Origin of the sequence: Kribbella pratensis (assembly GCF_004366075.1) — a bacterium.
In the GTDB taxonomy this organism is placed as follows: Bacteria; Actinomycetota; Actinomycetes; order Propionibacteriales; family Kribbellaceae; genus Kribbella; species Kribbella pratensis.
This window is the reverse complement of sequence record NZ_SODU01000002.1, coordinates 73,456-88,794: the sequence shown is the minus strand read 5'-3', so window position 1 is coordinate 88,794 and position 15,339 is coordinate 73,456. Positions and strand designations below refer to the sequence as shown.

Genomic DNA, 15,339 nt, shown 5'->3' with positions numbered 1-15,339 from the left:
GCGCACCTGTGCCAGGTGGCGTCGGCCGTTGTCCACAGGCGGATCTCCAGGCCATCACAATCGACGGCCCGCTGGCAGTGCAGGCGTGACCGGGGCGAACGACGTTCAGTTGTGATGGCCTGGCGGTCCGCCCCAACCACATGAACCACCCACGGGCGCTGCCCTAGTCCGAGAGTTCCTTCGAGACGAGGGTGGTGATGCTCCCGTTGGGGTGGTGTTGTTTGGCGACCTCTTCGTAGCCGCGGGTCTTGTGGAAGGTGAGGGCTGGGGTGTCGGTGGGGACGGAGGCGACGGCGCGGTCGAAGGGCTTGGCGGCTCGTTCGATGGCGCGGTAGACCTGGGTCGCTATGCCGGTACGCCGGTGCTCGGTGGCGATCACGATCCGCTCGACGAGCAGGAAGCGGTCGGCGTACGTCCGGGTGAACGCCTCGAACGCCAGTCCGTCGTACGCCGAGCCCGGGGTGAACGTGAGCACGAACCCGGCGGGGACGCCGTCCAGGTCGACGACGACGGCGTGTGCGGCGATCAGCCGGAGCCAGTCCAGACGGTCGGGGTTGAGGGGTTCGACAAGACCTTCCGCGGTGCCGTTCAGCGCGAGGACCGCGCCGAGGTCGGCTGCGGTCATCGGGCGGAGTTTCACACTGAGCAGGATCGCACGGTAAACGTTTGCATCGGGAGGGGTCTCCCTGGTGATCCATCGCCTACTGCGGGGCACTCGGCACGGCACCTCGCCGCACGGGTGCAAAGGCCACGATGCTCCGCATCGAGACCTTCGCCCCCGCACGCCGATGCACCGCACCGAGCACCTCCTCGCGACGGCGCTGGATCACCAGGCAGGACCCTGGCCGCACCCTGGCCCGGACCCCGAAATCGGGGGCTGCTCTTGGGAATGACCTGACCGTCGTGCAATGTTGAGTCCAGTGAACTCAAGTTTGTTCAGTCACGGATTTGAATCCGAGGCGGACGAACGGCAACATTGAGTCTGCATCACTCAAGTTTCCGGGGGTTACGGGGGTCGTCCCCCGGACTCACTCAGTGTGGAGGTAAAGCATGGCCCGCGCGGTCGGAATCGATCTCGGTACGACGAACTCCGTCATCGCCGTACTGGAAGGTGGCGAGCCCACCGTCATCCCCAACGCCGAGGGAGCGCGCACGACGCCCTCGGTGGTGGCCTTCGCCAAGAACGGCGAGGTCCTGGTCGGCGAGGTGGCGAAGCGCCAGGCCACCACGAACGTCGACCGCACCATCCGCTCCGTCAAGCGTCACATGGGCGAGAGCTGGAACGTCGACATCGACGGCAAGAAGTTCACGCCGCAGCAGATCAGCGCGTTCGTGCTGCAGAAGCTGAAGCGGGACGCCGAGGCGTACCTCGGGGAGCAGGTCACCGACGCGGTCATCACCGTGCCGGCGTACTTCTCCGACGCGCAGCGCCAGGCGACCAAGGAGGCCGGCGAGATCGCGGGCCTGAAGGTGCACCGGATCGTCAACGAGCCGACCGCGGCCGCGCTCGCCTACGGCCTGGACAAGGGCACCGAGCAGACCATCCTGGTCTTCGACCTCGGCGGCGGCACGTTCGACGTCTCGCTGCTGGAGATCGGCGACGGTGTCTTCGAGGTGAAGGCGACCAGCGGTGACAACCACCTCGGTGGTGACGACTGGGACAACCGGATCGTCCAGTGGCTGGTGACCCAGTTCAAGAACAAGAACGGTACCGACCTGTCCGGCGACAAGATGGCCATGCAGCGCCTCACCGAGGCCGCCGAGAAGGCGAAGATCGAGCTGTCCGCCGCGGCCGAGACCACGATCCACCTGCCGTACCTGAGCCTGACCGAGTCCGGCCCGCTGCACCTGGAGGAGAAGCTCTCCCGGGCAGAGTTCCAGAAGATGACCAACGACCTGCTCGAGCGCGCCCGCGCTCCGTTCAAGGCCGTCATCAAGGACGCCGGCATCGACGTGTCGAAGATCGACCACGTCATCCTGGTCGGTGGTTCGACCCGGATGCCCGCCGTTGCGGACCTGGTCAAGGAGCTCACCGGCGGCAAGGACCCGAACAAGGGCGTGAACCCGGATGAGGTCGTCGCGGTCGGCGCCTCCCTGCAGGCCGGTGTGCTGAAGGGTGAGGTCAAGGACGTCCTGCTGCTCGACGTGACCCCGCTGAGCCTCGGTATCGAGACCAAGGGCGGCGTGTTCACCAAGATCATCGAGCGCAACACCACGATCCCGACCAAGGGCTCGGAGATCTTCACCACGGCCGAGGACAACCAGCCGTCGGTGATGATCCAGGTCTACCAGGGCGAGCGCGAGATGGCCCGCGACAACAAGTCGCTCGGCAACTTCGAGCTGACCGGCCTGCCGCCGGCGCCGCGGAACGTGCCGCAGATCGAGGTCACCTTCGACATCGACGCGAACGGCATCGTGCACGTGAACGCCAAGGACCTGGCCACCGGCAAGGAGCAGCGGATGACGGTCACGGGTGGCTCCGCGCTGCCGAAGACCGACATCGACCAGATGGTCCGCGACGCCGAGCAGTACGCCGAGGAGGACCGCAAGCGCCGCGAGGCGGTGGAGAACCGCAACCAGGCGGAGAGCCTCGTCTACCAGACCGAGAAGTTCCTGCAGGAGAACGAGGACAAGGTTCCGGACGACGTCAAGACCGAGGTCAAGGACGCCGTTGCCGAGCTGAAGAAGGCCCTCGAGGGTGACGACGCCGACGCGGTCAAGGCCGCCTCGGAGAAGCTCGCCCAGTCCAGCCAGAAGATGGGCGCCGCGATGTACGCGAACGCCCAGGCCGCCGGCGGTTCCACCGACGACGGCGCCACCTCCGAGGACACGACCGGCGGCAGCAGCAACGACGACGACGTCGTCGACGCCGAGATCGTGGACGAGGACCGGCCGCAGGACAAGACGGAGGACAAGTGACGGATCGACCGACTGGCAGCGAGTTCGGTGACGGCGAGCCCGTCATCCGCGACAAGCGCCGGATCGACCCGGAAACCGGCAAGCTGCGGGAGCCTGCGGAGCAGTCCGCGGCTCCCGCGGCGGAGGCCCCGAGCGGACAGCCGCCCCGGGACCCGTCCGACCTGATCGGTCCGTCCGCTCAGGAGGCCCTGCTGACCGAGGCGCTCGCGGAGCGTACGGCGGACCTGCAGCGACTGCAGGCCGAGTACGTGAACTACAAGCGCCGCGTGGACCGGGAGCGGGAAGCGTCCCGCGAGCTGGTGATCGGCACGGTGCTCTCCGAGCTGCTCGGGATCCTGGACGACGTCGGCCGGGCCCGCGAAGCCGGCGAGCTCGAGGGCGCGTTCAAGGCCGTCGCCGAGTCGCTGGAGCGGGTCACCGAGAAGCTCGGCCTGGTGAAGTTCGGCGAGAAGGGCGACCCCTTCGACCCGCGGATCCACGAGGCCTTGCTGCACAACTACTCCGACGAGGTCGACGGCCCGACCGCGACGATGATCATGCAGCCGGGCTACCGCCACGGTGAGCGGATCCTGCGGGCGGCGCGCGTGGCCGTGTCGGAGCCGACCGAACAACTACCGGGCGAGCCTGCGAAGGCCGACGCGCCGGTGGAGAGCACTGATGACGACAAGGCCGCGGACGAGTCCGCGGAGTAATCGGTACGACGGGAGGGGAGGCGCCAGATGAGTACGAAGGACTGGATCGAGAAGGACTTCTACAAGGTTCTCGGCGTCTCCAAGACCGCCGAGGCCGACGAGATCAAGAAGGCCTACCGCAAGCTCGCCCGGCAGTACCACCCGGACTCCAACGCCGGGGACACCAAGGCGGAGGCCAAGTTCAAGGAGGTCTCCGAGGCGTACGACGTCGTCGGCGACCCGAAGAAGCGCAAGGAGTACGACGAGGCACGTCGGCTGTTCGGCAGCGGCGGCTTCCGGATGCCGAGCGGCAGCGGTCAGGGCGGGGGCTTCGACTTCAACGTCGGTGACCTGTTCAACCGCGGCGGCCAAGGCGGCGGCAGCGGGCTCGGCGACATCCTGGGCGGCATGTTCGGCGGTGGCGGCCGGACCACGACCACCACCACGGCCCGTCCGCGGCGCGGCCAGGACATCGAGACCGAGGCGACGATCGAGTTCGCCGAGGCCGTGAACGGTGTCACGGTCGGGCTCCGGATGACCAGCGACGCCCCGTGCCCGACATGTCGCGGGACCGGTGCGAAGTACGGCACGGTGCCGAAGGTCTGCCTGAAGTGTGAAGGCACGGGCATGCAGACCTCGGTGCAGGGCGGTGTGTTCGCGATGACCGAGCCGTGCACCGAGTGCAAGGGTCGCGGTCTGGTCGTCGACCAGCCGTGCGAGACCTGCCACGGCTCCGGCCGCGGCCAGTCGAGCAAGACCATGCAGGTCCGCATCCCCGCGGGCGTGCAGGACGGTCAGCGGATCCGGCTGAAGGGCAAGGGCGCGGCCGGCGAACGGGGTGGCCCCGCGGGCGACCTGTACGTCACCGTGCACGTCAAGCCGCACCGGATCTTCGGCCGGCAGGGCGAGCACCTGACGTTGAGCGTCCCGGTGAGCTTCACCGAGGCGGCGCTGGGTGCCGAGATCAAGGTTCCGACCCTGGACGGCCTGCCCGTCACGGTCCGGATCCCAGCAGGTACGGCGAACGGGAGCAAGCTGCGCGTCCGCGGTAAGGGTTCGGTCCGGCGGGACGGGACCAAGGGCGACCTGATGCTCACGCTCGAAGTGCAGGTCCCGCACGAGCTGACCGACGAGCAGAAAGAGAAGCTGCAGGAGTTCAACTCCGCGTCGGATCAGCCTGATCTGCGGGCCGGGTTGTTCGGGAGCTCGTGATGGGCATCCCGTTCAGCCAGGTGCCGACCTGGGACGACCGCACCCCGATCTACGTGATCTCGGTGGCGGCCCAGCTGGCCGGCATGCATCCGCAGACGTTGCGCCAGTACGACCGGCTCGGCCTGGTAGTGCCGAGCCGGGCGTCCGGCCGCGGCCGGCGGTACTCGGCGTACGACGTGGCGCGGCTGCGCTACGTGCAGCACCTGTCCCAGGAAGAGGGCGTCAACCTCGCGGGAATCCGGCACATTCTCGCGCTACAGTCAGAGGTGGAGGACCTGCGTCAGCGGGTCAACCAGCTGCTGGCCGAAGTCCAGCGCGGTGTCGGCGCCTCCCGGCGCCCTGCCGCCAGCCGGGTCTTCTCGGCCGGTCCCGCCGGCGACGTGATCGCCATGGGCCGGCAGCAGACCACGACGCGATGGATCCGCACCCAGCCCCTGGAACTCGGTCCTCGCTGATCCTCCGCCGTACATCTCCTAGCACCGGAGTGTTCTGATCCCCCTCGGGGCCTCCGGTTCGGTGGAGGCCGTCGTTCCCCCACGACGCCTCCGCAAGTCGAAGGTGCGCTATCCCCCCAGCGCCCTTCGGCCACCGCAGGGTGGTCCGTTCCAGGACCGCCCTGCGGTTCGCTTTCTGTTGTGTCCCGGCGCGTACGCTGGCGAGGTGAACCTGAAGCTGGAGACCGACCGGCTGCTGATCCGGGACTGGGAGGAAGACGACGCCGACGCCGCGCTGGAGATCTTTGGCTCCGCCGACGTGGCGCCCTGGCTGTCACCGGCCATCGACAAGGTGCCGGATGCCGCGACCATGCGGCTGATCCTGCAGTCCTGGATCGAGGCCCAGCCCAACTTCGTCGTACCCGCGGGCCGCTGGGCGATCACGCGCCGGGACGACGGTGAGGTCGTCGGCGCGTTGCTGATCCGTCTGCTCCCGCCGTACGAGGAGGATCTCGAGATCGGCTGGCAGTTGCGGCCGAGCGCCTGGGGTTTCGGGTACGCGACCGAGGCCAGCCACGCGTTGATGGGCTGGGCGTTCGACGACGGCGAGGTCGACGAACTGTTCGCCGTCGCGCGACCGGCCAACAAGCGCGCGATCGCCACCGCGCGACGGCTCGGCATGGAATGGGTCGGCGAGACCGACAAGTACTACAACCTGAATCTGCAGGTGTACCGGATCCGCGCCTCGGAGTTCACCGCCTGAACCTGTCTGCGAGGGGTGGCGCCGCACCGGTGCCACCCCTCAGGCATGCCCCGGGACCCTGACTTGTCCCTGGGAATTTCCAGAGTTGAGTGGAATGGACTCAAGTTTGGATAAGTTGTACTCAGTGACTGTTGTTGCTGGAACTGAAAGGCTGGAAACCAGATGGACGTTCAGCGGTTGACGACGCTGGCCCGGGAAACCCTGTCGGTCGCGATCCGTCAGACCTCCGCGGCGGGCAACCCGACCGTGGAACCGATTCACCTGCTGTCCGGATTGCTCGCGCAGCCCGAGGGCACCACGATCGGCCTGCTCGAAGCGGCCGGCGGGGACGTCGACGCCGTACGCCGGAAGACCGCCGAGCAGCTGAGCCGGCTCCCGAAGGCGAGCGGTGGCAGTGTGCAGGCGCCGAGCCTGTCGCCGAAGACAGGTGACGTGCTGAACCAGGCGGAGCAGCGGGCCCTCGGGCTCGGGGACGAGTACGTCTCCACCGAGCACCTGCTGATCGCGCTCGCGACCGTCGAGGGAGCCGCGCAGAGCGCGCTCGGCGTGACGCCGGACGCGTTGCTGAAGGCGTTCGACGAGATGCGCGGCAACCGCCGGATCACCTCGCCGGAGGCCGAGGGCACCACCAAGAGCCTGGAGAAGTACGGCGTCGACCTGACACAGGGCGCGAAGGACGGCAAGCTCGACCCGGTCATCGGCCGGGACACCGAGATCCGGCGCGTCGTCCAGGTGCTGTCCCGCCGTACCAAGAACAACCCGGTCCTGATCGGTGAGCCCGGCGTCGGCAAGACCGCCGTCGTCGAGGGGCTGGCCCAGCGGATCGTGGCCGGTGACGTGCCCGAGTCGCTGCGTGGCCGCCGGCTGATCAGCCTGGACCTCGGCGCGATGGTCGCGGGTGCGAAGTACCGCGGTGAGTTCGAGGAGCGGCTGAAGGCCGTGCTGACCGAGATCAAGGAGTCCGACGGTCAGATCATCACGTTCATCGACGAGTTGCACACCGTCGTCGGCGCCGGTGCGTCCGGCGAGGGCGCGATGGACGCCGGCAACATGCTGAAGCCGATGCTGGCCCGCGGTGAGCTGCGGATGATCGGTGCGACCACCCTGGACGAGTACCGGACGCGGATCGAGAAGGACCCCGCCCTGGAGCGCCGCTTCCAGCAGGTGTTCGTCGGCGAGCCGTCCGTCGAGGACTCGATCGCCATCCTGCGTGGCCTGAAGGAGCGCTACGAGGCGCACCACAAGGTCGCGATCTCCGACTCCGCGCTGGTCGCCGCGGCGACGCTGTCGAACCGGTACATCTCCGGTCGGCAGCTGCCCGACAAGGCGATCGACCTGGTCGACGAGGCCGCGTCCCGGCTGCGGATGGAGATCGACTCGTCCCCGGTCGAGATCGACTCGCTGCGGCGTACCGTCGACCGGCTGAAGATGGAGGAGCTCGCGCTGTCCCGCGAGGACGACGCCTCGTCGCAGGAACGGCTGGAGCGGCTGCGCGCCGACCTCGCCGACCGCGAGGAGGAGCTGCGCGCGCTGGAGGCCCGCTGGGAGCGCGAGAAGACCGGCCTGAACCGGGTCGGCGAGATCAAGGAACGCATCGACGAGCTGCGCGGCCAGGCCGAGCGCGCCCAGCGCGACGGGGACCTGGAGACCGCGTCCCGGCTGCTGTACGGCGAGATTCCGCAGCTGACCAAGGAGCTCGAGGAGGCCGACGCCGAGGAAGAGGTCGCCGAAGGCCCCGAAGCGATGGTCAACGAAGAGGTCGGGCCGACCGAGATCGCCGAGGTGATCGCGATGTGGACCGGCATCCCGACCGGCCGGCTGCTCGAGGGCGAGACCGGCAAGCTGCTTCGGATGGAGGACGAGCTCGGGCGCCGGTTGATCGGTCAGCGCGAGGCGGTCAAGGCCGTGAGCGACGCCGTACGGCGGGCGCGCGCGGGCATCTCCGACCCGGACCGGCCGACCGGTTCGTTCCTGTTCCTCGGCCCGACCGGTGTGGGTAAGACCGAGCTGGCGAAGGCGCTCGCGGACTTCCTGTTCGACGACGAGCGGGCGATGGTCCGGATCGACATGTCGGAGTACGGCGAGAAGCACAGCGTCGCGCGGCTGGTCGGCGCACCGCCCGGGTACGTCGGGTACGAGGAGGGCGGCCAGCTGACCGAGGCCGTACGCCGCCGGCCGTACTCGGTGATCCTGCTCGACGAGGTGGAGAAGGCGCACCCCGAGGTCTTCGACATCCTGCTGCAGGTGCTGGACGACGGCCGGCTGACCGACGGCCAAGGTCGTACGGTCGACTTCCGGAACGTGATCCTGATCCTCACCAGCAACCTGGGTTCGGCGTACCTGGCCGATCTGACGCTCGACGACAAGGCCAAGCGCGACCAGGTGATGGCCGTGGTGCGGCAGTCGTTCAAGCCGGAGTTCATCAACCGGCTGGACGAGATCGTGCTGTTCGACGCGCTCGGGACCGAGGAGCTGACGAAGATCGTCGGCCTGCAGATCGCCGCACTGCAGCGGCGGCTGACCGATCGGCGGATCACGCTGGACGTCGACGAGGGCGCGATGGAGTGGCTGGCGCTGACCGGGTACGACCCGGTGTACGGCGCCCGCCCGCTTCGCCGCCTGGTCCAGTCCGCGATCGGCGACGAACTCGCCCGCGGCCTCCTCAACGGCACCATCCGCGACGGCGAAACCGTCAAGGTAACCCTCAACGAGTCGAAGGACGCGCTGGACGTCGCTGCCTGACGATCACTGCTCGAGCCGGGCCGGTCTCCCTGACCGGCCCGGCTTTTGCATTGGCCCCGAATGCCTTCAAACACTTGAACTTCCAGCAGTTGGCAGTCGGTATCTCTCCGCTCTTGAAACCAGTGGTTACTGCTTGGTAGGAACGTCCGTCAGCAAGGTACTGAACAGTAGTTCAAGTACCTGAAACTTGGATTTTCCGGCGGGGGGTCCCCGGAGTCCCACAGTGAGTGGAGGACTCAATGCAGCGCAGCACCCTGTTATCCGGTGCACTGCTGGCCGTCGTCGCGGGTCTGTTGTGTCTGGTCGGGGAAGCCCTCGGTCTGGATACGCAGCACATAGCACTGGTCGGCGGGGCACTGGGCGGTGTGGTGGGGCTGGTGCAGGACCGCACCCCGGCGCTGCGCGCGGCCGGCTTCCTGATCGGGCTGTTCGTCGCCTGGCTCGGATTCGCCGTACGGGCGCTCTATCTGCCGGACTCGGCCTCCGGCCGGGCCGTCGCGGCCGTCGCCGTGGTGGCCGTGTGCGTGGCGTTCACGGCAGGCTCGGCCGACCGGATCCCGTTGTGGACGTTGCTGCTCGGTGCGGCCGCGATGGTCGCCGTGTACGAGGAGACCTATACCGCGGACAGCCCGGCCTTCCTCGCCCAGTCGCCGTCGGCGGCCACCGGCGTACTGCTGGCGGCCGGGATCGGGTTCCTGGCGACCTCGCTCCAGTGGCCGCGACCGGCGCCGGCCGCTGAGCGTTCCGAGTTTCCACCCGACGAGCCTGCCGAAGAAGACACCTGGGTTCCCGCCGACGACACCCGTGAGCTTGCCTCGACCGAAGGAGACCGTGCGTGACCGCCCGACGCATCACCCGGGGATTGGCTGTCGCCATCGCCGTCCCCTCCGCTTTCGTCCTGTCGACGTCCCAGGCACTGGCCACCTCGAGCGCACTCTCCGCCGGACCTGTCACGGTCACCAACACCGAGACTGTTCAGGCCAGACTCGATCCCAGCGGCAAGGTCAAAGGCGCCCGCATCTACGAGCAACTCGCCTTTGCCGGCACCGGAAAGGTGAAGCTCGCCAACCCGGTCTCGACCGACAGCCTGCGCAACCTGGACAGCTTCGGCGGCTTCTCGGTCAAGGACGGCAAGATGGCTGTCGACCTGTCGGTGGACGGCGAGCAGCGGATTCGTACCGTCAGCGACTTCGACAAGAAGAAGCTGCCGATCAAGGTCGCCGTCACCTACACCCTGAACGGCAAGAAGCTGTCCAAGCCCAGTGACGTCGTCGGCAAGAAGGGTCGGCTGGAGGCGCACTACGTCGTGGAGAACACCTCGGCCAAGACGGAGTCGGTGACGATCACCGATGGGTACGGCAAGCAGGTCGTCGAGGAGGCCGACGTCGTCATTCCGATGGTCGGTCAGCTGACGACTGTGCTGCCGCCCGAATTCGCTGATGTCACCTCGGCCGAGGCGAACAAGGCCGGCGACGGCAAGGGCGGTACGAAGCTGAGCTTCACCGCGACGCTGTTCCCGCCCGTCGGTGCCGCGACCGCGGAGTTCGGCTGGGCGGCGGAGGTCAGGGACGCGATCGTCCCCGAGGCCGAGCTGACCGCGTTGCCGGTCAGCCCGCTGGAAAGCCCATCGTTCAAGACCGCGGTGTCCGGCTACCAGAGCGGCGCGGAGAAGGGCGCCGACCTGGTCGAGGGCGGTACGACGCTCGACTCGAACCTGATCCGGCTGCGGGACGGCGCTCAGAAGCTGCTGACCGGCCTGCTCCAGTTGAACGCCGGCGCGAAGACCCTGAACGAAGGCCTCGCCAACCAGGCCGCTCCTGGTGCCACGAAGCTCTCCGGCGGTGCGGCGCGGCTGGCCGACGGCCTGGGTGAGCTCGAGTCAGGTGCATCTCTCCTACGCACGAAGACCGGCGAGGCCGCCAAGGGTGCGAACAAGCTGGACAAGGGCGCGGGTGAGCTGCAGAAAGGCGCGAAGGACCTCGCAGCAGGTGCCGGGCGGCTGAAGACCGGCACCGGCAAACTCGCCTCCGGCCTGGACGAGGCCGCCGGCAAAGCTCCTGCCCTGATCGACGGCCTGAACCAGGTCAGCGGCGGACTGAAGAGCGTCGAGGACGGGCTCGGTCAGATGTACGGCGGCGTCGGCCAACTGCCCGTCAAAGCGAAAGCCCTGCACGACGGCGTGGCGCAGCTCCGCGCGGGGATCGGCTCGGTCGGAGCCGAGGGAACGCTGCTCGGCGGACTGGAGAGCCTGAAGAAGCAGCTCGCGGCCGCCGGTCCGGGAATCGACAAGATGCGCGGTGGCGTGCACTGTGCGGCGGACGCGCTCACCGCAGTCAGCAAAGGCAAGCCGGCCGGAACGTACGACGAGGCTTGCTATGGCGCCGCTGCCGCGCAGCTGAACGGGCCGGCCGGGGCGCTGAACGTCGGGCCGGAGACCAATCCGGTCAAGAAGATGATCCTCGACTCGGTGATCGCCCGGATGGGCTCGATGGGTGACCCGGTGCCCGATCTGGACAAGCCGCTGCCGGATTCCGCCGAACTGCAGGCTGCGCTCGCTTATCTGAAGGGCCGGCTGACGCAGCGCGCCGTACCAGGTATCGCGCAGCTGCAGTGCGGGCTCGACAACCGGGTCTCGGGCTGCCCGGACTCGGAGCCTGGTCTGGTGCAGGGGCTCGCGGCGGTGGATGCCGGCGTGACTCAGCTGGTGTCCGGCGTGGTTGCCAGTGTCCAGGGCGGCATCGGCACCTCCAAGGACACGCCGGCCAACAAGACCCTGCGTGGTGGGGTCAACGGGCTGCAGGGTGGCATCGGACAGATCCAGGCAGGTGGTAAAACGCTGCTGGCCGGCCTCACCCAGCTGTCGGACGGAGCTGACCAGCTCGACACGGGTGCGGGTGCGCTGTCCACCGGCACTGGCAAGCTCAAAGCGGGCGCCGGCGTGCTGGCGAACGGCACCGGGCAGCTCGGCAACGGGCTCGGGTTGCTGGCCGGCGGTACGGGCAAGTTGGCCGACGGCGTCGGCCAGGCCAAGACCGGCTCGGACCAGCTGGCCCAGGGCTCCAAGGACCTGGCGACCGGCATCGGCTCCGCGGCCGAGGGTTCGGGCAAGCTGGCGGACGGTCTCACCACCGCCACCGAGCAAGCGCCCGCCATCCCTGACGGCGCCGGCCGACTCTCGAAGGAAGGTGCGAAGGTGCTGACCAAGAACGGCGCCGACACCGCACGCGACTTCGGCCGCCGCTACAGCCTGCTCTCCGCCGCCGCCGACCGCGCCAAGACCGAGTCGATGCCGTTCGGTGCTCCCGAGGGTTCGACCGGCGCAACGGCGTACTCGCTCAAGCTGGCCGGGGCCACCGGTGAAGGCGACCGCAGCTGGATCCGCCTTCTTGCCGGCCTGGCGGTCTTCGGGGTCGCCGTCGGCGCCACCAGTCTCCTCCGCAGGCGCGCCATCTAGGCGTGTTGGGGCCCGGTCACTCTGACCGGGCCCCATTCGTCTATGCGGGTTCGTAGGTCAACACAAGGACGCCTGATTGCAGCGTCTTCTGACGCACCAGTTTCAGTTCGGTGCGTTCCGCGAACAGTGTCTGGCCCGTGCCCAGCACCAGCGGGTGCAGCATGATCTCCAGTTCGTCGACCAACCCGTGCTCCAGCAGGCTGTGCAGGAGCGCCGGATTGCCGTACATCATGATGTCGCCGCCGTCCTCCTTCTTGATCTCCCGGAGAGCAGCGATCGCATCGCCTTCCAGGAGCGTCGCGTTCCACGTCAGCTTCCCGGTCAAGGTGCTGGAGGCAACGAGTTTCGGCAGGCTCCGCAGGCGATCGGCGTACGGCCCGTCGGCGTTTCCCCAGGCGGCGGCGAACATCTCGTAGGTACGCCGCCCGCACAGGAAGTAGTCGCAGGTCGCCAGCTTCTCGATCGACAGGCGCACCGACTCCTCACCGAAGTACGGTTGCGCCCAGCCGCCGTACGCCGTACCGCTGTAGCCTCCAGGGTCCTCTACGACTCCGTCGAGCGTCATCAGCGCCGAGGCGATGATCTTGCGCATGCTGCTCCTTCCGGTCTTTGGTGAATAGACCGGCCGCGAGTGCGAAAGGAATCGGTTTTGGTGATCTGGGAGGATCGGGGCGGGGGTCGTGGAAGGAAGCGGATGGCTGAGCAGCGTGGCGACGAGCCGGTCGATGGTGGGCCGGGGCCGTACAGCGGGCTGTTCGGTGCGGTGCCGGACACGCACAGCTATGAGGCGGCGACGCCCAAGCAGGTGACGGTCGCCGCGGTCATCTCCGCCGGGCTGGGCGCGATGTGCCTGCTGCTGGCGGCGCTCACCCTGACGTCTGCAGGCGGCCAGATCTCCGAGGTGCTTACCGGGTCCCGTGGCAACACCCCGGTCGCGGTCGCGGCCGCGCTTGTCTGCGCCGTCGTCTACCTCGTCCCCGCCCTCTACCTCCGCAAAGGCCGCCCCTGGTCGCGCTACGTCCTGATCGCCGTAGCAGTCCTCGGCATCGCAGGCGGCGTCATGGCCCTACCAGCAAGCCTCCTAGGCCTGGCCATCCACGTCACCTTGCTGACCCTCATGCTCCAACGCCCCACCAGACTCTGGTTCAACCACCGCTGACTCCAGGAGACCCTGTGGAGATCTGGATCAACCCCGCCTGCTCGAAATGCCGAGCCGCCACCACGGCGTTCGACGAGGCCGGCATCGACTACACCGTACGGCGCTACCTCGACGACCCGCCCACCGCCGAAGAACTGACCGCCGTCCTCACCCGCCTCAACCTCGAACCCTGGGACATCGTCCGCCACAACGAACCCGCCGCGAAGCCCCTCAAAGCCCTGCCCCGCGACGCCGATCACCGCAGCGAATGGATCGACGCGATGGTCGCCGACCCCATCCTCATCCAACGCCCCATCATCACCGCCGACGACCGGACCACCGCCATCGCCCGCGACCCCGAGACGCTCAGGAAGTTCCTCCCCTGAGCTTCTGCAAGCGCTCCAGGGCCTCCTGTAGCACCTCGGGTTGTTTGCAGAAGGCCCAGCGGACCAAGGGGCGGCCTGGTTCGGGGTTGTCGTAGAAGACCTGGTGGGGGATGGCTACAACGCCGGCTCGTTGGGGGAGCATCCGGCAGAATTCGATGCCGTCGGTGTGGCCGAGAGGGCGGATGTCGGTGGTGACGAAGTAGGTGCCGGCGGGGCGGTGGACCTCGAAGCCGAGGTCGGCGAGGCCGTCGGAAAGGAGGTCGCGGCGGGACTGGAGGTCGGCGCGCAGGGCGTCGTAGTAGTCGTTGCCCAGGGCAAGAGCGTTCGCGACGGCCGGCTGGAAAGGGGCGCCGGAGGTGAAGGTGAGGAACTGTTTGGCGGTGGTGACCGCCGTCACCACCTCGGGTGACCCGGTGACCCACCCGATCTTCCATCCGGTGACCGCGAACGTCTTCCCGGCGCTGCTGATCGACACGGTCCGGTCCGCCATCCCGTCGTACGACGCCAGCGGCCGGTGGATCCCGTCGTACACCAGGTGTTCGTAGACCTCGTCGGTGATCACGATCAGGTCGTGTTCGAGGGCGACGTCGCGGATGCCGCGCAGTTCTTCGTCGTCGAGGACGGTCCCGGTCGGGTTGTGCGGTGAGTTGATCAGCAGGACCTTCGTCCGCGGCGTGACCGCGGCGCGCAGTTCGTCGAGGTCCAGGCGGTACGACGGTGCGCGCAGCGTCACGGGTACGCGCCGACCCCCGGCGAAGGCGATGTCGGCCGCGTACGAGTCGTAGTACGGCTCCAGCGCGATCACCTCGTCGCCGGGCTCGACGAACGCCAGCAGCGCGGCCGCGATCGCCTCTGTCGCGCCGGTGGTGACCAGGACCTGCGTGTCGGGGTCGTACGAGAGGTCGTAGAACCGCTTCTGGTGGTCGACGATCGCCTGCCGCAGCGCGGGCACCCCGCGAGCCGGCGCGTACTGGTTCGCGCCGGCCCGGATCGCCGCGATCGCGTCCTCGAGCAGCGAGTCCGGCCCGTCGCGGTCCGGGAAGCCCTGGCCGAGGTTCACCGACCCGGTCGCCAGCGCCAGCGCGGACATCTCCGCGAAGATCGTCGTACCCAGGCCGTTCAACCGCTCAGCGTGTGCGCGCATCCCTCAACCCTCGACGGCCGTGACCATGTGCGCAAGCCAGGCGCGCGCGGTGGCGCGGTCGGCCGGGCTGAAGGCGGCCTCGAGGTCGTTCTCGACCTTGCGGATCGCCGGGGCCGCCTCGGCCAGCCGGCGTTCGCCGCCGGGGGTGAGGTGCACCTGCTGGGTACGGCGGTCCTTCGGGTTCGGCCGCCGTTCGACCAGGCCGGCCCGCTCCATCCCGGTGATCAGCTCGTTCGCGGACTGCCGCGTCGTACCGACCACGCGGCCGACCTCGGCCACGGTGAGTCCCGGCGCCTCGCGGACGCACAGCAACGTGCCGTACTGCTGGACCGACAGCCCGTGCTCGTCGAGCGCGACCGCGAGTGCAGATCGCATGCTCAGCCAGGCATGCCGCACCAGGAACGTCACACAGCCGGTCTCGTCATTGGGGTCCATGCATCACATTCTGCCGAAAAAGAGATTGACAGGAACCTGTC

General features: G+C 68.4%; 14 protein-coding genes. 10 read left to right on the top strand and 4 right to left on the bottom strand.

The features are described from left to right. Positions 1 to 163: 163 nt before the first annotated feature. Positions 164 to 625, bottom strand: a complete 462-nt coding sequence (locus EV137_RS15350) for a GNAT family N-acetyltransferase (RefSeq protein WP_134129730.1) — start codon at positions 623 to 625, stop codon at positions 164 to 166. Positions 626 to 1,050: 425 nt separating this feature from the next. Here EV137_RS15350 and dnaK point away from each other — a divergent pair, with 425 nt between their 5' ends. The 8 genes from dnaK (at position 1,051) to EV137_RS15305 (ending at position 12,195) form a co-directional block, all read left to right on the top strand. Continuing rightward, positions 1,051 to 2,919 carry a molecular chaperone DnaK gene (gene dnaK / locus EV137_RS15340; RefSeq protein ID WP_134012050.1) on the top strand — a complete coding sequence of 623 codons (1,869 nt, stop codon included), beginning with the start codon at positions 1,051 to 1,053 and terminating at the stop codon, positions 2,917 to 2,919. Continuing rightward, a complete protein-coding gene (gene grpE, locus EV137_RS15335; RefSeq protein WP_134012053.1) occupies positions 2,916 to 3,611 on the top strand; it encodes a nucleotide exchange factor GrpE in 696 nt (231 codons plus the stop codon). Before dnaK ends, grpE begins: the two co-directional genes overlap by 4 nt. A 27-nt stretch (positions 3,612 to 3,638) precedes the next feature. Then, entirely contained in the window at positions 3,639 to 4,802 is a 1,164-nt protein-coding gene (gene dnaJ, locus EV137_RS15330; RefSeq protein WP_134012056.1) for a molecular chaperone DnaJ, read from the top strand. Further along, a complete protein-coding gene (locus EV137_RS15325) occupies positions 4,802 to 5,257 on the top strand; it encodes a heat shock protein transcriptional repressor HspR (RefSeq protein ID WP_134012059.1) in 456 nt (151 codons plus the stop codon). The genes dnaJ and EV137_RS15325 overlap by 1 nt, the downstream gene beginning before the upstream one ends. A 205-nt stretch (positions 5,258 to 5,462) precedes the next feature. Next, the gene (locus EV137_RS15320) at positions 5,463 to 5,999 is read left to right on the top strand and encodes a GNAT family N-acetyltransferase (protein ID WP_238175346.1); all 537 of its coding nucleotides are present in this window, start codon (positions 5,463 to 5,465) and stop codon (positions 5,997 to 5,999) included. A gap of 162 nt (positions 6,000 to 6,161) precedes the next feature. Continuing rightward, positions 6,162 to 8,741, top strand: a complete 2,580-nt coding sequence (gene clpB / locus EV137_RS15315; RefSeq protein ID WP_134129728.1) for an ATP-dependent chaperone ClpB — start codon at positions 6,162 to 6,164, stop codon at positions 8,739 to 8,741. Positions 8,742 to 8,980: 239 nt separating this feature from the next. Beyond that, entirely contained in the window at positions 8,981 to 9,580 is a 600-nt protein-coding gene (locus EV137_RS15310) for a hypothetical protein (RefSeq protein WP_134129726.1), read from the top strand. After that, positions 9,577 to 12,195, top strand: coding sequence for a hypothetical protein (locus EV137_RS15305; protein WP_134129725.1), 2,619 nt, complete (start codon positions 9,577 to 9,579; stop codon positions 12,193 to 12,195). The genes EV137_RS15310 and EV137_RS15305 overlap by 4 nt, the downstream gene beginning before the upstream one ends. Before the next feature lie 40 nt (positions 12,196 to 12,235). Here EV137_RS15305 and EV137_RS15300 read toward each other — a convergent pair whose 3' ends face one another. After that, positions 12,236 to 12,787 (bottom strand): dihydrofolate reductase family protein, encoded by a 552-nt coding sequence (locus EV137_RS15300; protein WP_134012069.1) that lies wholly within the window; start codon positions 12,785 to 12,787, stop codon positions 12,236 to 12,238. A 102-nt stretch (positions 12,788 to 12,889) separates the two neighbouring features. Between EV137_RS15300 and EV137_RS15295 the strand changes: the two genes are divergently transcribed. After that, entirely contained in the window at positions 12,890 to 13,354 is a 465-nt protein-coding gene (locus tag EV137_RS15295; protein WP_134129723.1) for a hypothetical protein, read from the top strand. Between the two features lie 14 nt (positions 13,355 to 13,368). Then, the gene (locus EV137_RS15290; protein ID WP_134012073.1) at positions 13,369 to 13,719 is read left to right on the top strand and encodes an ArsC/Spx/MgsR family protein; all 351 of its coding nucleotides are present in this window, start codon (positions 13,369 to 13,371) and stop codon (positions 13,717 to 13,719) included. Here EV137_RS15290 and EV137_RS15285 read toward each other — a convergent pair. Next, a complete protein-coding gene (locus EV137_RS15285) occupies positions 13,700 to 14,863 on the bottom strand; it encodes a pyridoxal phosphate-dependent aminotransferase (protein WP_134129721.1) in 1,164 nt (387 codons plus the stop codon). The two genes, EV137_RS15290 and EV137_RS15285, sit on opposite strands and share 20 nt — an antisense overlap. 3 nt (positions 14,864 to 14,866) lie before the next feature. Continuing rightward, the gene (locus tag EV137_RS15280; RefSeq protein WP_134012077.1) at positions 14,867 to 15,298 is read right to left on the bottom strand and encodes a MarR family winged helix-turn-helix transcriptional regulator; all 432 of its coding nucleotides are present in this window, start codon (positions 15,296 to 15,298) and stop codon (positions 14,867 to 14,869) included. Positions 15,299 to 15,339: the final 41 nt, after the last annotated feature.